Genomic DNA, 21342 nt, shown 5'->3' with positions numbered 1-21342 from the left:
GGGCCGCACCCGTCCGGGTGCGGCCCTCACGCGTCAGCCGTTTACATGTGCATCGCGCCGCGCTAGCTTCGACAGCACGTGGGGTGGGAGCGCTCCCACTCGGGGTGGACCGGAACCCGCCCCGGGGCCGCCCCCACCCCACACATCCCGCACGTACACCACACGCACCCACACGGCCTGTGAACGAAGGGATGGTCAGTCCTGTCATGAGCCTGCCAATCACTCCGGCCCAGCCACCCCCCGAGCAGCCTCCACGCCCCCCGCGCCGCTCATTACTCCGCGGCTCCGCAACCCGCCGCTCCGCGCTCCGCGGCTTCCCGCTTCCCGCCCGCGGCCGAGCCCTCCTCCTCATCCTGCTGGCCCTGGTCGTCACGGTCCCCGCCCTCGGCCTGGTCGTCTCGGCGGGCGGCGAGGCGGAGGCCCACGGCACCCCCATGAAGCCCGCGAGTCGCACCTTCCTGTGCTGGCAGGACGCGCTCACCGACACCGGTGAGATCAAGCCGGTCAACCCCGCCTGCAAGTCGGCCCAGCAGGTCAGCGGCACGACGCCGTTCTACAACTGGTTCTCGGTGCTGCGCTCCGACGGAGCCGGCCGCACCCGCGGTTTCGTGCCCGACGGCGAACTGTGCAGCGGCGGCAACACCAACTTCACCGGCTTCAACACCCCGAGCGCCGACTGGCCGCTCACCCACCTCACCTCGGGCGCGACCGTCGACTTCTCCTACAACGCCTGGGCGGCGCACCCGGGCTGGTTCTACGTCTACCTCACCAAGGACGGCTACGACCCGACGAAGCCGCTCACCTGGAACGACATCGAGGCACAGCCGTTCCTGAGCGTCGACCACCCGCCGCTCAACGGCTCCCCGGGCACGGTCGAGGCCAACTACTCCTGGTCCGGGCAGCTTCCGGCGGGCAAGTCGGGCCGCCACCTCATCTACATGGTCTGGCAGCGCTCGGACAGCGCGGAGACCTTCTACTCCTGCTCCGACATCGTCTTCGACGGCGGCAACGGAGAGGTGACGGGCATCCACGACCCGGGCAACCCGACCGAGCCCCCGGCCGGCGCCTGCTCCGCCGCCCGCCGCACCACGGGCAGCTGGTCGGGCGGCTACCAGTCCGAGGTGACCGTCACCAACAGCGGGGACGTGCCGCTGCTCGGCTGGATGGTCGACTGGTCGCTGCCGGGCGGTCAGTCCGTCGCCAGTCTCTGGAGCGGCAACGCCACGTACAGCGGCCAGGACGTGATGGTCCACAACGCCGACTGGAACGGGTCGCTCGATCCGGGCGAGAGCACCACGTTCGGTTACGTCGTCCAGGGCTCCGGAGGTGATACGGCGACCGCCCTGCCGTGCCGGCCGGGCTGAGCCGCTCAAGGGGCGGCCCTGTCGGCTTCCGGGACGGGGCTCTCCCGGGCTGCTCTGGGCGGACCCGGTGGCCGTAATCCACCGGGTCCGCGAGCCGGGCAGGTCGGGGGAGTGCCTGGCCGGAGGGGATGAGGTCGCGCGGACCACGGAGACGACAACGTTGTCCGGTGGTCCGAAAACGACTCTACCTCCCCAACGAAGCCCGCAGCCAACGCAGTTGGAATCTTGAGCCACTTCTGAGGTTGATACGGGTTGGTACGGTCTCCCGCGGGAGGGCGCATGAACGAGCGGGACACGGTACGGCGCCGGGCCGCCGTCTGCCTTGTACTGGTGACGCTGCTGTCGCTGGGCGGACTCACCGCCTGCGGCACCCTCATGGACACGGGGAAGAAGTCGTCGATTTCGGTGCCGGACCTGTTCTATCTCCGGCCGCACGGGGACGACTCCGGGCCCGAGAGGAAGGTGCCCTTCCACGTCCGGGCCGAGGACGTGACGTCCAGGAGCGGTTACGGTGCGCAGGACCACCGGCTCATCGTGGACGTCACCGGGTCCGGCCGGACCGTACGGCTCAAGACCTCGAAGATCCGCAAGAAGAACCCCAGGTGCACCGGGACCGCCACCCGGGTCGTCTGCAAGGTGAGCGGTGCGTACGACAGCTGGTCCGACCTGGACCGGGTCTATCCGTACGCGGCCCCGGACGGCCGGCCCGGCGACAGCGCGAAGGTCCGGTTCCGGTTCACCACTCCGAAGGGGAAGACGCTCACCGCCCGCACCCGGGTCGTCGTCGGCGAGCCCGTCGTGCAGGTGCGCACGACGAAGGTGTTCGAGGACGTCGCACCCGGCTCCGTCCTCAGCACGCCGCTGGTGGTCCGCAACGCCGGGGAGGTGCCCGTGCGGGGCGTCGGCCTGGAACTCGCCGTCGCCGAGGGCCTGGGTTTCAAGAGCCTGTACCGCAACTGCCGTTACTCGGGGTCGCGTCCCTCCCTCGCGGTGTGCGAGTTCCCCGACCTGCGCATACCGCCCGGGGAGGCGGTCACCCTCGACCCGGCTCTGCGGCTGGAGGTGGCCGGCACGCAGATGCACACGTCCTTCGGCCGACAGGCATGGGCCCTGGACATGGGCCCCGCGAAGGACAGCGTCGTACCCGCGGGCGGCGAGCCAGGCGACGGCCCGCGGCTGACGGCGGGGACCGCCAGGGGCGCCGATCTGAAGGGGACCTTCGCGGGCGGTGACGCGGGCAGCGCGGTGCAGGTGGACACCTACGCCGACTTCGAGGTCGGTGTCGAGCTGAGCAGCCGGCGCACCGAGCACACCGCGCACCTGAAGGTCCGCAACAACGGGCCCGCCGACCCCGGCACCACCCGGCTGCTGTTCACCCCGCCCCCGGGCGCCACCGTGGTCGAGCAGCCCGAGGAGGCCATCGACGAGGACGTGTACGAGCCCTCCTGCGAGCTGGAGAAGGGCACGTACTCCTGCCCCGTGCGCAGCGGGCTCGAAGCGGGGGAGTCGAGCATCTTCGACTTCACGTTCCGTCTCGACGGGCCGGGCGAGGGCAGCGTACGGGTGATCGACGCCGCCGGGACCGACCGCCGCGACCCCGACCCCGCCAACGACACGGCACCGGTTACCGTCCTGCCGTAACCGGTGCCGTGTGCGTGTTCTTCAGCGTGTTCTTCAGTGGGTCAAGTGCTCGCCTCAGCGCAGCAGTTCGACCTCCGCCAGCGTCGCCTCACCGTCGAGGACCAGGCGGTACTTCGCGTACGTGCCCGGTGCCGCCACCGAGAAGGCCCGCGTCTGCTTGTCCCAGGCGAAGGACTGCCCGGACCGCTTGTCGAGGTCCTTCCACGTGGTGCCGTCGGACGAGCCCTGCAGGACCCAGCCCTTGGGGGCCTTGGCCCCGTCGGCCGACGTCAGCGTGTACTGCACGGCCTTGACCGGGTCGGCGGTCGGCAGGTCCGCGGACGTGACGGTGGCACTCGTGCCCGACGTGTTGTCGAACAGCGGGCCCTCGCCCTTGACGGCGTCGGTGCGGGGAGCCGGCGCCTTGTCGTCCTGCGTGATCGACACGGGCGCCGCGTTCTTGCCGGTGCCCCACGAGGACGGCTTCGGCCCCATGTCGAACTCGATCACCGCGCCGCGCGAGAGCACCGAGTGCGGCAGCGAGGTCGACGTCCACTTCTTCCCGTTGACCTTCAGGCCCTGCACGTAGACGTTCTTCGCGCTGTTCTTCGGGGCCTTCACGACGAGGTCGCGGCCGTTCTCCAGATGGACGGTCGCCTTCTTGAACAGGGGCGACCCGACGGCGTACTCGCCGCTGCCCATGACCAGCGGGTAGAAGCCGAGCGAGGAGAAGAGGTACCAGGCCGACTGCTCGCCGTTGTCCTCGTCGCCGTGGTAGCCCTGGCCGATCTCGCTGCCCGTGTAGAGCCGCGAGAGGACCTCACGCACGTTCTTCTGGGTCTTCCAGGGCTGGCTGGCCGCGTCATACATGTAGTTGACGTGGTGAGCCACCTGGTTGGAGTGCCCGTACATGCCCATGCGGACGTCGCGGGCCTCGGTCATCTCGTGGATGACGCCCCCGTACGAGCCGACGAACTCGGGCCCGGCGGTCTCCGGGGTACCGAAGTACGTGTCCAGCTTCTCCGCGAGGCCCGACCGGCCGCCGTAGAGGTTGGCCAGCCCGCGCGAGTCCTGCGGCGCGGTGAAGGCGTAGCCCCAGCCGTTGGTCTCCGTGTAGTCGTAGCCCCACACGCGCGGGTCGTACTTCTCGGAGTCCACCCGCCAGTCGCCCTTGGCGTCGCGGCCCTGGAAGAAGCCGGCCTTCGAGTCGAAGAGGTTGACGTAGTCCTGCGCGCGGTTGAGGAAGTACGCGGCCTCCTCCTTGTACTTCTTCTTGCCGGTCTTCTTGTAGAGCGCCTCGCCCATCTTCGAGATGCCGTAGTCGTTGAGGTAGCCCTCCAGCGCCCACGACAGGCCCTCGTGGGTGTCGGTGCTCGTGTAGCCGAGGAAGGGCGAGGTGGTCATGCCCTTGCGGCCGACGCCCGAGGAGGGCGGCACGACGGTCGCGTTCTTCACGGCCGCGTCGTACGCCGACTCCGCGTCGAAGTCGACGCCCTTGACGTACGCGTCCGCGAACGCGACGTCGGAGGACGTGCCGGTCATCAGGTCCGCGTAGCCGGGCGAGGACCAGCGCGAGGTCCAGCCGCCGTCCTTGTACTGCTGGACGAAGCCGTCGACCATCTCACCGGCCTGGCCGGGCGTCAGGAGCGAGTAGGCGGGCCATGTCGTGCGGTAGGTGTCCCAGAAGCCGTTGTTGACGTACACCTTGCCGTCGACGATCTTCGCGCCGGTGTGCGTCGGGGTGTCCGGGCCGGGCATCGCCGAGAACGGCGAGGCGTACTGGTACTTGCCGCCGACCTTCTCGAAGCCGGAGTTCGGGTACAGGTACAGCCGGTAGAGGCTGGAGTACAGCGTCGTCAGCTGGTCGGGGGTCGCGCCCTCGACCTCGACCTTGCCCAGGATCTTGTCCCACGCCTGCTGGGCGCGGGATTTGACCTTGTCGAAGGACGTGCCGTCAGGGATCTCCTGGCGGAGGTTGTCCTTGGCCTGGTCGATGCTGATGAGCGAGGTCGCGATGCGCAGGGTGACCGTGCGGTCCGCGCCCGGCTCGAACTTCAGGTAGCCCTTGACGCCCGAGGAGCTTCCCTCGGTGACGGGCGCGTCGAAGGTCCCGTACACGAAGAGGCGGGTGGCGCCCGTCGACAGCCCGGACTTGACGTCCGAGTAGCCGGTGAAGGTGCCGCTCTCCTTGTCGAGGGTCAGGCCCGCCTGGTCCGTGACGTTGTCGAAGAGGACGTTCGCGTCGTCACCGGGGAAGGTGAACCGCATGGACGCCGCGTGGTCCGTCGGCGTCATCTCCGTCTTCAGCCCGTTCTCGAACGTCACACCGTAGTAGTACGGGCGTGCCGTCTCGTTCTCGTGCCTGAAGGGCAGCGCACGGGCGGTGCGGCCCGTCTCCGGGGTGCCGGACGCGGCCGACGGCATCACCTGGAAGGTCTGCCGGTCGCCCATCCAGGGGCTCGGCTCATGGCTCGCGCTGAACGCCTGGACGGTGGGCAGGTTGTCCGCGTTGTTGGCGCGCGCGTAGTCGTACAGCCAGCTCAGCGAACCCGCGTTCGTCACCGGGGTCCAGAAGTTGAAGCCGTGCGGCACGGCCGTGGCCGGGAAGTTGTTGCCGCGCGAGAAGCCGCCGCTGGAGTTGGTGCCGCGGACGGTCGAGGCGTAGTCCGAGAGATGCGCCTTCGGCTTCCCGGGCTTCTGCACGCTCAGCTTCACGTCGTCCAGCCAGCCGCGGAACTTGGCGGGCCCCTTCGGCGAGTCGTACGCGAGGAGGACGCGGTCGACGGTCCGGCCGGCCGCGACCGAGCCGATCCGCGAGGTGACGTTGTTCCACTGGTTGACGTACAGCACCTTCGAGGCGCCCTGGCCCTGCGGCGTCAGCGCGAACCCGTGCTGGTCCTGGGCGCGCAGGTCGCTGAGGTAGGTGCCGTCCGTGAAGGCGAGGTCGACCGACACGTTCGTGGCGTCGTAGTCCCGGTCGCCGTCCGCCATCGACGGGAAGATCCGGTACGCCAGCTCGGTGTCCCGGCCGACGGCCACGTTCACGTCGAAGACCTTGTTGTACGAGTAGGCGCGGCCGTCCGCCTTGTGGGTGCCCGCGTAGCGCAGCGCCTTCTTGCCGGTGAAGCCCGCGCCCGCCTTGGCGGTCGGGGAGCCGCTCGGACCGCGGTCCACGAGGGACAGCATGTCCTTGGGGGTCGGGTCGTCCTCGTCGCCCGTCGAGAACTGCACGTCGGCGAGCTGCAGCGCGTCGGAGGCGCCCTTGTTCTTGGTGATGTCGAGCCGGAAGTGCGCGTACTCGGCCGGTTCGCCGAGCTTGTACGTCTTCGTCTGGAACCGTTCGGCGAAGGACTCGCCGGCCCGGGTGTCGAGGGTCTTCCAGTCCTTGCCGTCGGTGGAGCCCTGGAAGGTCCAGTCGACGGGGTCGCGCTCGTCGTGGTCGTTGGCCGACGTGAGCGCGTACGACAGCAGCTTGACGGGGGCGTCCAGGTCGAACTCCACCCAGCCGGTGGGCGCGAAGGTCAGCCACTTGGTGCTGGGCTCGACATCGGCGAGGTTCTCCTTCACCTCGCCGCCGCCGGTGTTCTCGGCGCTCGCGCGGACGTCCGTGACGTGGTCCGTCACATTGCCCGGGATGCCGGTGCTGAAGCCGCCGTCGACCCCCGAGGCGCGCTTTGTGCCGTCCGCCGAGGTGTCGACCGTGTTGAGCCAGTCGGGTGCGGGTTCACCCGACTCGAAGGAGGAGGCGAACTCCCGGTCCGCCGCCGCGGCTTCACCGGGACGGGCTACGGCGGCGCCCTGCGAGGCCACCACCAGTGCGAAGGCGGCCGTTCCGAGGACCGCGGTGGAACCCCACCCGTACCTCGTTCCGAGCCGGGATCTGTACGGAGACCCTTGCCGAGATCTGTGGTGCATGCGCCAGCACCCTCCCTGTCACGTGCGCCTGGACAACGTTGTCAAATTCGCTGCGCAGGTCCAGTAGGGAGTCAAGTGACCATTGATGTCAAGGGTGTTGTATGTGGCGTACGGGGGTACCGCCGACAGCCGACTCGACGGCCCCCTCGTGGGCCAACCTGTCGGCTTCCTGTTCGGGCACTGATCGTTGCCTGATCACGCCCTGTGTGGCAAGCCTGTGGGCAGCTCATATTTCCGCGAGGTCTCACTTCGGGAAAGAGTGTCGGCCAACTGTGCATTCGATCTTGCTCCGTTGGCGGGAAGTGGACTATACCTGTCGGCGTCCGCCCGATCGTTCGACCGGTCGCGGACAGGAAGCCGCCGGCAGACGAGGGGGCGCGGCCAACAGCGACGTGCCGCGCATTCCCGCGGTTACCGGTATTCCGGGCACGATCCAGCTCTACTGATGTTCCCTCGCTCAAGCGCCGGGCAGTTTGTCCGACCTGTTTTTCCTGCCGGGGGGACCGGGGTTCCCCCCGGGTAATGCAGTACCAACCGCGGTGCCGGGGAGGGTCCGGTTCACCGCCTGAGTCCTGACGAAGGCGAGGACTTGAGCATGGGATCCACTTCCGCACACAACGACCGCGAGGGTGTCGGCCGGCGCGACCTGATCAAGCGGTCCGCCGCGCTCGGTCTGATCACCGTCCCCACGATGGGCTTTCTGTCCGCGTGTGCCAGCGGCGACAGCGGCGGCGACGAAAAGGTCGACAAGGGCAAGAAGACCAAGGAGAACCCGCTCGCCGTCAACGAGACCGCGCCGCTGGAGATCGTGATCTTCGACGGCGGTTTCGGCACGCAGTACGCCGAGGACGCCAAGGCCGTCTACGAGAAGAAGTTCCCCGAGGCGAAGGTCAAGTTCTCCTCGACCCAGAAGATCCAGTCGGTCCTGCAGCCGCGCTTCAACCAGGGGACCCCGCCGGACCTGATCGACAACTCGGGTGCCGAGCAGATGGACATGGGCGTCCTGGTCGGCAAGAAGCAGCTCGCCGACCTCACCACGCTCCTCGACTCGCCGTCCTACGACGACCCGGCCAAGAAGGTCCGCGACACCCTGCGCCCCGGCATCGTCGAGATGGGCCAGTTCGACGGCGACCCGGTCTGGATCATGTACTACGCGTACACCGTCTACGGCGTGTGGTACTCCCAGAAGGCCCTGGACGGCCTGGACGCGGAGTACCCGGAGACCTGGGACGACATGCTCGCGGTCTGCGCCAAGGCGAAGAAGAAGGGCATCGCGGGCTGGACGTACGCGGGCAAGTACCCGTACTACGTCCCCTTCTCGCTCTACCCGATGATCGCCAAGGTCGGTGGCCGCGAGGTCCTGGACGCCATCGACAACCTGGAGCCGAACGCCTGGAAGCACCCGGCCGTCAAGACCTGTTTCGAGGCGTACTACGAGCTCTACAAGAAGGGCTACATCCTCAAGGGCACCCCGGGCCTGGACCACATCCAGTCCCAGACCGCCTGGACCGAGGGCAAGGCGCTCTTCATCCCGAACGGCTCCTGGGTGGAGAACGAGGCGGCGAAGACCATGCCGAAGGACTTCAACCTCGCGGTGAACGCGCCCAGCGGCATCGACAGCTCGGACAAGATGCCCTTCGGCACCATCTGGGCGTCGGGCGGCGAGCCCTTCATCGTCCCCGCGAAGGCCAAGAACACCGAGGGCGGCATGGAGCAGCTGCGCATCATGCTCGGCGAGGACTCCTCGAAGAACTTCACCTCCTCCGTCAAGTCGCTGACCGCCTTCAACGGCGGCACCGACGGCATCGAGCTGACGCCGGGTCTGAAGTCCGGTGTCGCGGCCCTGGAGAAGGCCGGCGACAACGTGGTCAACCCGCGTATCCAGGACTGGTACGTGGCGCTGCAGAAGGAGAAGATCGGCGTCGGCGGCCTCGGCGAGATGATGGCCGGCCGCCTCACCCCGGTCGAGGCCATCAAGAAGATCCAGGGTTACGCCGACGAGGCGGCCAAGGACGACAGCATCCAGCACTACAAGCACCAGTGAGCGAGGCCGGGGTCCCGGGCGGTGTCCGGGGCCCCGGCCGTCGTTGTGCGGCGTCGACGGCAGCCCCCGCGGGAAGATCGGGTCGGTAGGAATGCAACACGGTAAATACCGTTTCATCGTCGGGTTCTTGACGGCCCCCCTGGCCATTTACGGCCTGTTCGTCATCTGGCCCTTCATCCAGTCCATCTACTACTCGTTCACGGACTGGAGCGGTCTCAGCCCCGAGTTCAAAATGGTGGGCTTCAAGAACTACACGAGACTGTGGGACGACGAGGTCTTCTGGAAGTCGTTGCAGCACAGTGTGATGCTGGTGGTGCTGCTGCCGCTGGTGACGCTCACCCTCGCGCTGTTCTTCGCCTTCATGCTCAATGTCGGCGGACGGCGCCGGAAGAATGCAGCGATCGCCGGCGTCCGGGGTTCCGCCTTCTACAAGGTGGTCTATTTCTTTCCGCAGGTGCTGTCGATCGCGATCGTCGCGCTGCTGTTCCAGTTCGCCTACAACCCCAACAGCGGGGCGATCAACTCCTTCCTGAAGGCGATCGGTCTGGACAGTGTGCAGCCCGACTGGCTCGGCGACCCGGACCTCGCCCTGTGGTGCATCTTCGCGGTCCTGGTCTGGTGCACCGTCGGATTCTTCGTGGTGCTCTTCTCCGCGGGAATGGCCTCCATCCCCAAGGACTACTACGAGGCGGCGCTGCTGGACGGCGCGAACCGCATCACGACCTTCTTCAAGATCACCCTGCCGCTGCTCTGGGACACCGTGCAGTCCGGCTGGGCCTACGTGGGCATCCTGGCGCTCGGCGCCGAGTCCTTCGCGGTCGTGCAGATCATGACCGTGGGCCCCGGCGGCCCCGATTACTCGACGACCGTCCTGCCGCTGTACGTCTACCAGAAGGCGTTCCGCGACGGCCAGGCCGCCTACGCGACGACGATCGGTGTCGCCCTGCTCTTCGTGACGCTGCTGTTCGTGGCGGTCGTGATGAGGCTGGGCCGGCGCGAGCGGCTGGAGTACTGATGCGCACCGAGTTCACCGAGCCGCGAGGAGGCCACGCATGAAGACGACCGACACGCCTCCCGCCGACACCACGGGGGAGCGGCCACCCGTCGCCAAGACGGCGCCCGCACCCGCGCCGCGGGAGAAGGCCACCGGCAGGACGCTCAACGTCTTCTCGCACGGCTTCCTGATCCTGTGGGCGTTCATGGTCGCGATGCCGCTGCTCTGGGCGGTGATGACCTCCTTCAAGACGGACAAGGAGATCTTCAGCTCGCCCTGGTCGCTGCCCGACTCGCTGCACTTCGACAACTGGTCGCGCGCCTGGACCGAAGCGAACATGAGCGACTACTTCCTCAACACGATCATCGTGGTGGGGTTCTCGCTCCTGGGCACCATGCTGCTGGGCTCCATGGCGGCGTACGTCCTCGCGCGCTTCGAGTTCCCCGGGAACCGCTTCATCTACTTCCTCTTCATCGGAGGGATGAGCTTCCCGATCATCCTGGCGCTGGTCCCGCTGTTCTACGTGATGCAGAACCTCTCGCTGCTGAACACGCTGCCCGGGCTGATCCTGGTCTACATCGGCTACTCGCTGCCGTTCACCGTGTTCTTCATGACGTCGTTCTTCCGGACCCTGCCGACCTCGGTGGCGGAAGCGGCCTTCGTGGACGGCGCCTCGCACACCAGGACGTTCTTCCAGGTGATGCTGCCGATGGCCAAGCCCGGCCTGATCAGCATCACCATCTTCAACTTCCTGGGGCAGTGGAACCAGTACCTGCTGCCGACGGTGCTCAACACCGAGCCGGAGAACAAGGTGCTCACCCAGGGTCTCGTCCAGCTCGCCGTCAGCCAGGGGTACAAGGGCGACTGGTCCGGGCTGTTCGCGGGCCTCGTGATGGCGATGCTGCCGGTGCTGGCCGCGTACATCGTCTTCCAGCGCCAGGTCGTGCAGGGGCTGACCGCGGGGGCGCTCAAGTAACGGGCGGGTCATCGGTTCGGTTTTGCGAGGGTGGTCCCGGATTGGAGCCGGGGCCACCCTCGTGTCACGGGCGCCCGACCGCCCCTTCCTTGCTCAACCTCTTGACGGGAGGCGACCCCAACGGCTCAGCTTAGAGTTCACTAGTTGGACATAGACGGGGCCTCACCGAGGCGGCCCCGTACGCAGGAGGTCGTCGTGGAGACTCCGGGGTCGCAGTCGTCGCTGCACCGAGCCAATCTCGAACGGGTCGTACGCGCGGTGCGCCTGGCCGGGTCGCTCACGCAGGCGGAGATCGCGAGGACGACGGGCCTGTCCGCGGCCACGGTCTCCAACATCGTGCGGGAGCTGAAGGACGGCGGAACGGTCGAGGTCACACCCACCTCGGCGGGCGGCCGAAGGGCCCGCAGCGTCAGCCTGAGCGGCGACGCCGGCATCGTCATCGGCGTCGACTTCGGCCATACGCATCTGCGCGTCGCGGTCGGCAACCTCGCCCACCAGGTGCTGGCCGAGGAGTCCGAGCCGCTCGATGTGGACGCCTCCGCCGCCCAGGGCTTCGACCGGGCGGAACAGCTGGTCAACCGCCTGATCGCGGCCACGGGCGTGGACCGTTCGAAGGTCGCCGGGGTGGGTCTCGGCGTGCCCGGGCCGATCGACGTGGAGTCCGGGACGCTCGGCTCCACCGCGATCCTGCCGGGCTGGACCGGCACCAAGCCCGCGGAGGAGCTCCAGGGGCGTCTGGGCGTCCCCGTGCACGTCGACAACGACGCCAACCTCGGAGCCCTCGGGGAACTCGTCTGGGGGAGCGGCAGGGGCGTCCGTGACCTCGCGTACATCAAGGTGGCCAGCGGTGTCGGCGCCGGACTCGTGATCAACAGCAAGATCTACCGCGGCCCGGGTGGCACAGCGGGAGAAATCGGGCATATTACTCTTGATGAGTCCGGCCCCGTCTGCCGCTGCGGCAACCGGGGCTGCCTGGAGACCTTCGCGGCGGCGCGCTATGTGCTGCCGCTCCTCCAGTCCAGCCACGGCACGGATCTGACCATGGAAGGTGTCGTACGGCTGGCGCGGGACGGAGACCCTGGCTGCCGTCGGGTGATCGCCGACGTCGGCCGACATATCGGCAGTGGAGTGGCGAATCTGTGCAACCTGCTCAATCCGAGCCGGGTGGTGCTCGGCGGTGATCTCGCCGAGGCCGGAGAGCTCGTACTAGGACCCATAAGGGAGTCCGTCGGCCGCTATGCGATCCCCAGTGCGGCGCGTCAACTATCCGTTCTGCCAGGGGCACTTGGCGGTCGGGCGGAGGTCCTCGGGGCGCTCGCCCTCGCACTCGGCGAGATGGGCGATTCAACCCTTTTGGACGGATCGCTCACCGCTGTCACGCCTGCCTTCACTTAGAGAACGGATGGCAGCGTTGCCATTCCGTTAAGGATTTACTTCTTGACGTCGCACGTGCGGCCGAGTTGACTTCCAGCCACCTCGGCCGCAACGTCGCGGCCTCGTCAGGGAGGTTTCTGAAGTGAACACGCGTATGCGTCGCGCCGCCTTTGCCGTTGCCGCTGGTGCGATGGCCGTCTCGCTGGCTGCCTGTGGCAGCGCCGAGGAGTCCGGCGACAAGAGCGACTCCACGAAGTCCGCCGCCAAGGGCGACAACATCAAGGTCGGCCTCCTCCTTCCGGAGAACCAGACCGCTCGGTACGAGAAGTTCGACAAGCCCCTGATCGAGAAGAAGGTCAAGGAGCTCACGAACGACAAGGGCGAGGTCGTCTACGCCAACGCCAAGCAGGACGCCACCACGCAGTCCCAGCAGGTCGACACGATGATCACCAACAAGGTGGACGTGCTGATCGTGGACGCGGTGGACTCCAAGGCCATCGCCAACGGCGTGAAGAAGGCCAAGGACGCCGGCATCCCCGTCGTCGCGTACGACCGCCTCGCCGAGGGTCCGATCGACGCCTACACCTCCTTCGACAACGAAGAGGTCGGCCGCGTCCAGGGCAAGGCGCTCCTGGAGGCCCTGGGCGACAAGGCCAAGCCCTCCGCGAAGATCGTCATGATGAACGGCGCGGTCACCGACCCGAACGCCGCCCTCTTCAAGAAGGGCGCCCTCTCCCAGCTCGACGGCAAGGTGGACATCGCCAAGTCGTACGACACCAAGGAGTGGAAGCCGGAGAACGCCAACGCCAACATGGAAGGCGCCATCTCGGCGATCGGCAAGGACAAGATCGTCGGCGTCTACTCCGCCAACGACGGCATGGCCGGCGGTATCATCACCGCCCTCAAGGCCGCGGGCGTCTCCCCGCTGCCGCCCGTCACCGGCCAGGACGCCGAGCTCGCGGGTGTGCAGCGCATCGTCTCGGGCGACCAGTTCATGAGCGTCTACAAGTCCTACCCGCAGGAGGCGGACGTCGCCGCGCAGATGGCCGTCGCGCTCGCCAAGGGCGAGAAGCTCGACTCCATCGCCAAGGACTCGGTCGACAGCCCCACCACCAAGGGCGTCCCGTCGGTGCTCGTCCCGGTCGTCTCGCTGACCAAGGACAACATCAACGACACCGTGATCAAGGACGGCATCTACACGCTGGACGAGATCTGCACCGCCAAGTTCAAGTCCGCCTGTGACAAGGCCGGCCTGAAGTAGGCAGCGACAAGTCCCTTACCGCGTACGGGAATTCGTACCGCTGAATTCCCGTACGGGCTTGTGGTCCGCGACAATGCGGTCCATGAGGGACGGTCGTACCCGAAGCCCCTCCGGCGCCCCGCAACCACCAGCCCCGCAGCTAGGGCGGGGCGCCGGACGGAACACTTCCACCCCCCCAAACTCTTCTGCACAACCTCCCGCCGGGTCAGGCGGCGAAGGAGATGGTTAACGTGTCCGCTACGCCTGTTCTGGCGTTGCGCGGGGTCTCGAAGCGATTCGGTGCCGTTCAGGCGCTCACCGACGTAGAGCTTGAGGTCCACGCCGGTGAGGTGGTCGCCCTGGTCGGCGACAACGGCGCCGGAAAGTCCACGCTGGTGAAAACGATCGCCGGCGTGCACCCGATCGACGAGGGTGTCATCGAATGGGACGGCAAGGCCGTCCAGATCAACAAGCCGCACGACGCCCAGCACCTGGGTGTCGCGACGGTCTACCAGGACCTCGCGCTGTGCGACAACATCGACGTCGTCGGCAACCTCTACCTGGGCCGTGAGCTGAAGAAGCGCGGCATCCTGGACGAGGTCGAGATGGAGCGCCGCTCACGCGAACTGCTGCAGACGCTGTCGATCCGCATCCCCAGCGTGCGCATCCCGATCGCCTCGCTCTCCGGCGGTCAGCGCCAGACCGTGGCCATCGCCCGCTCCATGCTCGGCGAGCCCAAGCTGGTCATCCTCGACGAGCCCACCGCGGCCCTCGGTGTCGAGCAGACCGCCCAGGTCCTCGACCTGGTCGAGCGGCTGCGCGAGCGCGGCCACGCCGTCCTGCTCATCAGCCACAACATGGCCGATGTGAAGGCCGTCGCCGACAAGGTGGCCGTGCTCCGGCTCGGCCGCAACAACGGCGTCTTCGAGGTCAAGGCGACCTCGCAGGAAGAGATCATCTCCGCCATCACCGGTGCCACGGACAACGCCGTGACCCGCCGTGCGGCGCGCAGCAACGGGGAGGCTCAGAAGTGAGCATCGACAAGACCTCCGCCAGCACGGACGAGCACGCCGTCGCGAACCCCGAGGCCGCCGCCGACGCGGTGACCGTGGTCGACCCCCGGCTGCTCGTGCGCGAGCAGGGCCTGGCCGGCTACGTCGGCGAGTTCAAGCGCAAGATGAAGGGCGGTGACCTGGGCTCCGTCCCGGTCGTCATCGGCCTGATCGTCATCTGCATCATCTTCCAGAGCCTGAACTCGGCCTTCCTCTCCGCCGAGAACCTCAACAACATCGCCGTCGCGATGGTCGCCACCGGCATGATGTCGGTCGGCATCATCTTCGTGCTGCTCCTCGGCGAGATCGACCTGTCGGTCGGCTCGGTCAGCGGTGTGGCGGGTGCCATCACCGCCGTACTGAGCGTCACGCACGGCGTGAACGAGTGGCTGGCCGTCCTCATCGCCCTCGCGAGCGGTGCGGCCATCGGCGCGCTCCACGGCTTCTTCTTCGCCCGGATCGGCGCCCCCGCGTTCGCCGTCACCCTGGCGGGCCTGCTGTTCTGGCTCGGCTTCATGCTCCAGATCCTGGGCGAGAACGGCACCATCAACATCGACGGTGACGGTGTGGTCGGCAAGCTGACCACGTACTACTTCTCGGACGTCGCGGCCGCCTACGGCCTCGCGCTGGTCGCCGTGGTGCTCTTCTTCGTCACCAGCTTCCTGGACAGCCGCCGCCGCGAGGCCGCGGGCATCCCGTCCCGGCCGCTGGGCGACCTGATCCTGCGCACCGCGCTGCTCGCGATCGTGGCGTTCGCCGCCGCGATCATGTTCAACCAGTACAAGGGCCTGCCGCTCGCGCTGCTGCTCTTCATCCTGGTCCTGGTGCTGAGCGACTTCGTCCTGCGCCGCACCGGCTACGGCCGCAAGATCTTCGCGCTCGGCGGCAGCGTCGAGGCGTCCCGTCGTGCCGGTATCAACGTCACGGCGGTCCGCGTCTCGGTCTTCGCCCTGGCGGGCTTCTTCGCCGCCGTCGGTGGTCTGTTCTGGGCCTCGAAGATCGCCGCGGCCAACCAGAGCGCCGGCGCCGGTGACCTGCTGATGAACGTCATCGCGGCGGCCGTCATCGGTGGCACCAGCCTCTTCGGTGGACGCGGGCGCACGTGGAACGCGCTGCTCGGTGTCATGGTGATCACCTCGATCCAGTACGGCCTCGCCCTGGAGGGCATCGCCACGCCGGTTCAGTACATGATCACTGGTGGTGTGCTTCTGGCCACGGTTGTCATCGACTCGATCACGCGCAAGACGCAGAAGACCGCGGGTCGCGCATAACGGTTTTGCGGTTGCGCGGTTGAGCCGGGACCGCCCGTCGGTGGGTAGCCGCGGGTGCGTCGTGGCTGGTCGCGCAGTTCCCCGCGCCCCTTTGGGGCCTTGAGTGCCCGGTGCCTTCACAGGCGCCGGGCACTTTTGTGTCGTCTGGGGCGTTTGGTGGGGGAGTCGGTGGGCGAGATGATTTACGGCCGAACGCGTGATGTACGACGCACAGCCCGGGCGTCGGTGGGAAAGACGGAACATTAGACTCGACAGGCCCGGCAAAGCTCGAACGCTCTACTGCAAGGAGGCACGGGTGCCGCTGCTGACCCGCATCAAGGGACCGCGCGATCTGGACCGGCTCAGCCTGGAGCAGCTGGACCAGCTCGCGGACGAGATCAGGACCTTCCTGGTCGACGCGGTGTCCAAGACCGGCGGCCACCTCGGCCCCAACCTCGGCGTCGTCGAGCTGACCATCGCCCTGCACCGGGTTTTCGAGTCCCCCAAGGACCGGATCCTGTGGGACACCGGACACCAGTCCTACGTCCACAAGCTGCTCACGGGCCGCCAGGACTTCTCGAAGCTGAAGATGAAGGGCGGCCTGTCCGGCTACCCCTCGCAGGCCGAGTCCGAGCACGACGTCATCGAGAACAGCCACGCCTCCACGGTCCTCGGCTGGGCCGACGGTCTCGCCAAGGCCAACGAGGTGCTGCGCAAGGACGACCACCACGTCGTGGCCGTCATCGGCGACGGGGCGCTCACCGGCGGCATGGCCTGGGAGGCGCTGAACAACATCGCCGACGCCAAGGACCGCCCGCTCGTCATCGTCGTCAACGACAACGAGCGCTCGTACGCACCGACCATCGGCGGCCTCGCGAACCATCTGGCGACCCTGCGCACCACCGACGGCTACGAGCGCTTCCTGGCCCGCGGCAAGGACCTCCTGGAGCGCACCCCGGTCGTCGGCAGGCCCCTGTACGAGACCCTGCACGGCGCCAAGAAGGGCCTCAAGGACTTCATCGCCCCGCAGGGCATGTTCGAGGACCTCGGCCTCAAGTACGTCGGGCCCATCGACGGGCACGACATGGAGGCCCTGGAGTCCGCGCTCGCCCGCGCCAAGCGCTTCGGCGGCCCGGTCATCGTGCACTGCCTCACCGAGAAGGGCCGCGGCTACCAGCCCGCCCTGAGCGACGAGGCGGACCGCTTCCACGGCATCGGCCCCATCCACCCCGACACGGGCCTGCCCGTCAAGGCCTCGGGCGCCGACTGGACCTCCGTCTTCGGCGACGAGATGGTCGCGCTCGGCAAGGAGCGCGAGGACGTCGTCGCGATCACGGCGGCCATGCTCCAGCCGGTCGGCCTGAAGAAGTTCGCGGACGCCTTCCCGCACCGCATCTACGACGTCGGCATCGCCGAGCAGCACGGCGCCGTCTCTGCCGCGGGCCTCGCCACCGGCGGACTGCACCCCGTCTTCGCGGTCTACGCGACCTTCCTCAACCGCGCCTTCGACCAGGTCCTGATGGACGTGGCCCTGCACAAGTGCGGTGTCACCTTCGTGCTCGACCGGGCCGGCGTCACCGGCACCGACGGCGCCTCCCACAACGGCATGTGGGACATGTCGATCCTCCAGGTCGTCCCGGGCCTCAGGCTCGCCGCGCCCCGCGACGCCGACCAGGTCCGCGCCCAGCTGCGCGAGGCCGTCCAGGTCACGGACGCGCCGACCGTGGTCCGCTTCTCCAAGGGCGCGGTCGGCCCGGCCGTACCCGCGGTGGGCCGCGTCGGAGGCATGGACGTCCTGCGGGAGCCGGGCACCGACACCCCGGACGTGCTCCTCGTGTCCGTCGGCGCGCTCGCGCCCATGTGCCTGGAGATCGCCACTCTCCTCGACCAGCAGGGCATCACCACCACCGTCGTCGACCCCCGCTGGGTCAAGCCCGTCGACGAGGCCATGGCCCCGCTCGCCGACCGGCACCGCGTGGTCGTCACCGTCGAGGACAACTCCCGCGTCGGCGGCGTCGGCTCGTCGGTCGCCCAGGCCCTGCGCGACGCGGGCGTGGACGTACCGCTGCGCGACTTCGGCATCCCGCCGCGCTTCCTCGACCACGCCTCCCGCAAGGAGGTCATGGCCGAGATCGGACTGACCGCACCGGACATCGCCCGCCAGGTCACCGGACTGGTCTCCAAGCTCGACGGCCGGTACGACCAGGCGCACGCCACACCGGAGCCCGCCCGCGACTGAGACACGCCCGTCACTGAGACACGCCCGAGTGGGCCGGTTCCCGCACCCTTTACGGTGGTGGAACCGGCCCATTCGCGTTAAAACCCACGCGCCGGGGCATACGGACCACGCCCCCTCTCGATCATGTCGAGGACGACAAGCGTGGGAGGTACGCCCGTGAGCAGCACCCTCTTCAGGACGAAGAAGATCGAGCAGTCCATCCAGGACACCGAGGAACCGGAGCACGCGCTCAAGAAATCCCTGTCCGCCCTGGATCTGACCGTCTTCGGGGTCGGTGTCATCATCGGCACCGGCATCTTCGTCCTCACCGGCACGGTCGCCAAGAACAACGCCGGCCCCGCCGTCGCCCTGGCCTTCGTCGTGGCCGGGGTCGTCTGCGCGCTCGCCGCGCTCTGCTACGCCGAGTTCGCCTCCACGGTCCCGGTGGCCGGCTCCGCGTACACGTTCTCGTACGCCTCCCTCGGTGAACTGCCCGCCTGGATCATCGGCTGGGACCTCGTCCTTGAGTTCGCGCTCGGCACCGCGGTGGTCGCGGTCGGCTGGTCCGGCTACATCGCCTCGCTGCTGGACAACGCCGGCTGGCACCTGCCCGCGGCGCTCAGCGGCAGGGAGGGCGCCGACGGCTTCGGCTTCGACATCCTCGCCGCCGCCCTCGTCCTGGTGCTCACCGCCATCCTCGTGGTCGGTACGAAGCTCTCCGCGCGCGTCACCGCCGTCGTGGTCGCCGTCAAGGTCACCGTCGTCCTCGTCGTGATCATCGCCGGTGCGTTCTTCATCAAGGGCGACAACTACGACCCGTTCGTCCCGAAGGCGAAGCCCGTGGAGGCGGGCAGCGGCCTCGACTCCCCGCTCATCCAGCTCATGTTCGGCTGGGCGCCCTCGAACTTCGGCGTGATGGGCATCTTCACCGCCGCCTCCGTCGTCTTCTTCGCCTTCATCGGCTTCGACGTCGTCGCCACGGCCGCCGAGGAGACCAGGAACCCGCAGCGGGACATGCCCCGCGGCATCCTCGGCTCACTCCTCATCTGTACGACGCTGTACGTCGCGGTGTCGGTCGTCGTGACCGGCATGCAGCACTACACCGAGCTGTCCGTGGACGCGCCGCTCGCCGACGCCTTCAAGGCCACCGGCCACCCCTGGTACGCGGGCTTCATCAGCTTCGGCGCCGCCGTCGGCCTCACGACCGTCTGCATGATCCTGCTGCTCGGCCAGACCCGGGTCTTCTTCGCGATGAGCCGCGACGGACTGCTGCCGCGCTTCTTCTCGCACGTCCACCCGCGCTTCAGGACCCCGCACCGGCCGACCATCCTGCTCGGCGTGATCATCGCGATCGTCGCGGGCTTCACCAGCCTGAGCGAGCTGGCCGAACTGGTCAACATCGGCACGCTGTTCGCGTTCGTCGTGGTCGCGGTCGGCGTGATCATCCTGCGCCGCACCCGCCCGGACCTGCCCCGCGCCTTCCGCACCCCGCTGGTCCCGATCCTGCCGATCGTCTCCGTCGCCGCCTCGCTGTGGCTGATGCTGAACCTGCCCGCCGAGACCTGGCTGCGGTTCGGCATCTGGATGGCCCTCGGCTTCCTCGTGTACTTCGTCTACGGCCGCTCGCACAGCCGCCTCGGCCGCGACGAGAAGGCGGTCGAAGCGCCCTAGGGCCTGTCGGGGTCACGGGCGTACGGTCCTCGGGCCCGTGACCTCGGCGCCCAACTCCGTGACCCTGCGCCGCAGTTCCCGGTCCGCCGTGACCACCAGGCGCGCGCGGTCCGGGTGTTCGGCGACCAGCTCCACGATTCGGTCGTCCCCGCTGCCGGGCGCCGCCTCGACCCGCACTCCGGGCACGGACGTCACGCCGCGGGCACCGCCCTCGACCACGAGGACCAGCTCCAGGGGCCCCACGAGGCCCGGGAGCCCGTCGTCGGCGTACGGGACGAGCAGGTCCCGTACGCGCTCCGCGGCGCCCCGGCGGTCACGCCACCAGCCGTCGGGGACGGACCCCACCACATTGGCGGCGTCGACGATCACGAGTGGGGCAGCGTCCATAGGGCCAGGGTCGCACGGAGGGCGATCACACGACCCGATTAGAGTGGGGGAGTGTCAATGGCCCGCACACTCAACGGCACCTGGCTCATACGCGGCCGGGACGGCAGACTCAGCGCCTACGCTCCACTGGAGGAAGCGGTGTGGTGCTGGGCCGAGCAGCGTCCCGGCGGCCCCTGGACGGCACCCCGCACGGTCGGCGGCGACCAGCGCGTCAACCCGGTGCTCGCCGTGGGCCAGGGATCCGACTCCTACGCCCACCTGGTCTCCTGGCGTCCCACCGTCGCCGGTGAGGCGGGGCTCGTCCACTCGACGCACTTCAGGCCGCACCTCGCCGCCCTCGACTGGAACCCGCTCGGGCACCCCAACACCAAGGGCGCCCAGACCGGCGTACCGGCCGTCACCGTGGACGCCGAGGGCCGGGCGCACGTCTTCGTCCGCAACAAGGGCGGCGGGGTCAGCATGCGCGGCCAGAAGGAGCGCGGCGGCTGGGGCCCTTGGCGCGACCTCAAGGGCCGCGAGGTCACCGGCGAACTCGCCGCCGTCACCCGCGCGTCCGGACTCGTCGAGCTGTACGCGGCCACGCCCGCCGGCATCCTGCGCTGGACGCAGGCCGGGCCCGGCCACATCCCCGCGCTCGACGAGGAGCCCCTGAAGGTGGCCGTCCGGCCGGGCACCCTGCGGGCGCTGACGACCTCCGACGAGCACGTGACGCTGTTCTACACGGACGACAACGACACGGTGTGCGCGTGGCGGGCCGGGGCGGAGCCGGTCGAACTCCTCGGCTGCGCGGGGCCGGGGGCGGTGGCCGCGATCCGTTGCCGGCTCGACGACGTCGACTGCACGCTGCTCGCACAGCGGTCCGCCAGTGGGCGGGTCGCCTTCGCGGCGTATCCCACCGAGCAGGAGTCGGCGGGGGCGTGGTGGACGGACTCGGGTCCGCAGCTGCCCGCCGACGCGGTGGTGTCGCTCGCGGAGGACGAGGAGGGGCGGGTGGTCGCGGCGACGCTCGCGCCGTCCACGGGCGCGCTGCACCTCACCCACCAAAAACCGGAACAGGGCTTGGCCCTGGAGGCCTGGCAGGCCATTTGATCCGCCCCCGCCGCCCCTACCCTCCCCCAGTCTCGGCTTCGCTCGACCGGGGGGACCCCCATCGTCACTGACTCAGGGGCTCCGCCCCCGAAGCCCCGCTCCTCAAACGCCGGAGAGGCTGAGATTCCGCCGGACGGGCTGGAAATCC

The 21342-nt window shown here is 68.6% G+C and carries 15 protein-coding genes; 12 read left to right on the top strand and 3 right to left on the bottom strand.

Going from position 1 to position 21342, the window contains the following annotated elements; all coding sequences use genetic code 11:
• Positions 1-272: 272 nt before the first annotated feature.
• Complete coding sequence (locus ACFWGJ_RS25665) at positions 273-425, bottom strand: hypothetical protein (RefSeq protein ID WP_387328731.1); 153 nt, start codon at positions 423-425, stop codon at positions 273-275.
• Positions 426-434: 9 nt separating this feature from the next.
• On the opposite strand from ACFWGJ_RS25665, the gene ACFWGJ_RS25660 reads away from it, so the two are divergent.
• Together ACFWGJ_RS25660 and ACFWGJ_RS25655 are read left to right on the top strand one after the other, a co-directional pair.
• Entirely contained in the window at positions 435-1364 is a 930-nt protein-coding gene (locus tag ACFWGJ_RS25660; protein WP_387328728.1) for a lytic polysaccharide monooxygenase, read from the top strand.
• Positions 1365-1643: 279 nt separating this feature from the next.
• Positions 1644-3005 carry a hypothetical protein gene (locus tag ACFWGJ_RS25655; RefSeq protein WP_387328726.1) on the top strand — a complete coding sequence of 454 codons (1362 nt, stop codon included), beginning with the start codon at positions 1644-1646 and terminating at the stop codon, positions 3003-3005.
• Positions 3006-3059: 54 nt separating this feature from the next.
• On the opposite strand, the gene ACFWGJ_RS25650 is transcribed toward ACFWGJ_RS25655, so the two are convergent.
• Positions 3060-6899 carry a GH92 family glycosyl hydrolase gene (locus tag ACFWGJ_RS25650; RefSeq protein WP_387328723.1) on the bottom strand — a complete coding sequence of 1280 codons (3840 nt, stop codon included), beginning with the start codon at positions 6897-6899 and terminating at the stop codon, positions 3060-3062.
• 595 nt (positions 6900-7494) lie between these two features.
• On the opposite strand from ACFWGJ_RS25650, the gene ngcE reads away from it, so the two are divergent.
• The 9 genes from ngcE (at position 7495) to ACFWGJ_RS25605 (ending at position 19718) form a co-directional block, all read left to right on the top strand.
• Positions 7495-8943 carry an N-acetylglucosamine/diacetylchitobiose ABC transporter substrate-binding protein gene (gene ngcE / locus ACFWGJ_RS25645; RefSeq protein WP_387328720.1) on the top strand — a complete coding sequence of 483 codons (1449 nt, stop codon included), beginning with the start codon at positions 7495-7497 and terminating at the stop codon, positions 8941-8943.
• Between the two features lie 91 nt (positions 8944-9034).
• On the top strand, positions 9035-9958 hold the full coding sequence (locus ACFWGJ_RS25640; RefSeq protein ID WP_387328717.1) for a carbohydrate ABC transporter permease: 924 nt from the start codon (positions 9035-9037) through the stop codon (positions 9956-9958).
• A 37-nt stretch (positions 9959-9995) separates the two neighbouring features.
• Positions 9996-10913 (top strand): carbohydrate ABC transporter permease, encoded by a 918-nt coding sequence (locus ACFWGJ_RS25635; protein ID WP_387328715.1) that lies wholly within the window; start codon positions 9996-9998, stop codon positions 10911-10913.
• A 195-nt stretch (positions 10914-11108) separates the two neighbouring features.
• Positions 11109-12308: an ROK family transcriptional regulator gene (locus ACFWGJ_RS25630; RefSeq protein WP_189777609.1), complete on the top strand. Its 1200-nt coding sequence runs from the start codon at positions 11109-11111 to the stop codon at positions 12306-12308.
• A gap of 133 nt (positions 12309-12441) precedes the next feature.
• A complete protein-coding gene (locus tag ACFWGJ_RS25625) occupies positions 12442-13548 on the top strand; it encodes a substrate-binding domain-containing protein (protein WP_387328733.1) in 1107 nt (368 codons plus the stop codon).
• A 221-nt stretch (positions 13549-13769) separates the two neighbouring features.
• Positions 13770-14561: an ATP-binding cassette domain-containing protein gene (locus ACFWGJ_RS25620; protein WP_189777611.1), complete on the top strand. Its 792-nt coding sequence runs from the start codon at positions 13770-13772 to the stop codon at positions 14559-14561.
• Complete coding sequence (locus ACFWGJ_RS25615; protein ID WP_387328712.1) at positions 14558-15850, top strand: sugar ABC transporter permease; 1293 nt, start codon at positions 14558-14560, stop codon at positions 15848-15850. The genes ACFWGJ_RS25620 and ACFWGJ_RS25615 overlap by 4 nt, the downstream gene beginning before the upstream one ends.
• Positions 15851-16145: 295 nt before the next feature.
• A complete protein-coding gene (gene dxs, locus ACFWGJ_RS25610) occupies positions 16146-18068 on the top strand; it encodes a 1-deoxy-D-xylulose-5-phosphate synthase (RefSeq protein ID WP_387328709.1) in 1923 nt (640 codons plus the stop codon).
• Between the two features lie 156 nt (positions 18069-18224).
• Positions 18225-19718: an amino acid permease gene (locus ACFWGJ_RS25605; RefSeq protein WP_387328706.1), complete on the top strand. Its 1494-nt coding sequence runs from the start codon at positions 18225-18227 to the stop codon at positions 19716-19718.
• Between the two features lie 12 nt (positions 19719-19730).
• Here the strand turns inward: ACFWGJ_RS25605 and ACFWGJ_RS25600 are convergent, their stop codons facing one another.
• Positions 19731-20105: an NTP pyrophosphohydrolase gene (locus tag ACFWGJ_RS25600; protein ID WP_381831873.1), complete on the bottom strand. Its 375-nt coding sequence runs from the start codon at positions 20103-20105 to the stop codon at positions 19731-19733.
• A 57-nt stretch (positions 20106-20162) separates the two neighbouring features.
• Here ACFWGJ_RS25600 and ACFWGJ_RS25595 point away from each other — a divergent pair, with 57 nt between their 5' ends.
• Complete coding sequence (locus ACFWGJ_RS25595) at positions 20163-21194, top strand: hypothetical protein (RefSeq protein ID WP_381831875.1); 1032 nt, start codon at positions 20163-20165, stop codon at positions 21192-21194.
• Positions 21195-21342 lie beyond the last annotated feature (148 nt).

It is taken from the genome of Streptomyces sp. NPDC060205 (assembly GCF_042728395.1).
Lineage (GTDB): Bacteria > Actinomycetota > Actinomycetes > Streptomycetales > Streptomycetaceae > Streptomyces.
This window is presented reverse-complemented; position numbering and strand designations above follow the sequence as displayed.

Bases quoted from the DNA above. Each gene is read 5' to 3' on its own strand.
- ACFWGJ_RS25660 (WP_387328728.1), top strand. From the start codon at position 435: ATGAAGCCCGCGAGTCGCACCTTCCTGTGCTGGCAGGACGCGCTCACC.
- ACFWGJ_RS25655 (WP_387328726.1), top strand. From the start codon at position 1,644: ATGAACGAGCGGGACACGGTACGGCGCCGGGCCGCCGTCTGCCTTGTA.
- ACFWGJ_RS25650 (WP_387328723.1), bottom strand. From the start codon at position 6,899: ATGCACCACAGATCTCGGCAAGGGTCTCCGTACAGATCCCGGCTCGGA.
- ACFWGJ_RS25595 (WP_381831875.1), top strand. From the start codon at position 20,163: ATGGCCCGCACACTCAACGGCACCTGGCTCATACGCGGCCGGGACGGC.
- ACFWGJ_RS25635 (WP_387328715.1), top strand. From the start codon at position 9,996: ATGAAGACGACCGACACGCCTCCCGCCGACACCACGGGGGAGCGGCCA.
- ACFWGJ_RS25640 (WP_387328717.1), top strand. From the start codon at position 9,035: ATGCAACACGGTAAATACCGTTTCATCGTCGGGTTCTTGACGGCCCCC.
- ACFWGJ_RS25620 (WP_189777611.1), top strand. From the start codon at position 13,770: ATGGTTAACGTGTCCGCTACGCCTGTTCTGGCGTTGCGCGGGGTCTCG.
- ACFWGJ_RS25625 (WP_387328733.1), top strand. From the start codon at position 12,442: ATGCGTCGCGCCGCCTTTGCCGTTGCCGCTGGTGCGATGGCCGTCTCG.
- ACFWGJ_RS25600 (WP_381831873.1), bottom strand. From the start codon at position 20,105: ATGGACGCTGCCCCACTCGTGATCGTCGACGCCGCCAATGTGGTGGGG.
- ngcE (WP_387328720.1), top strand. From the start codon at position 7,495: ATGGGATCCACTTCCGCACACAACGACCGCGAGGGTGTCGGCCGGCGC.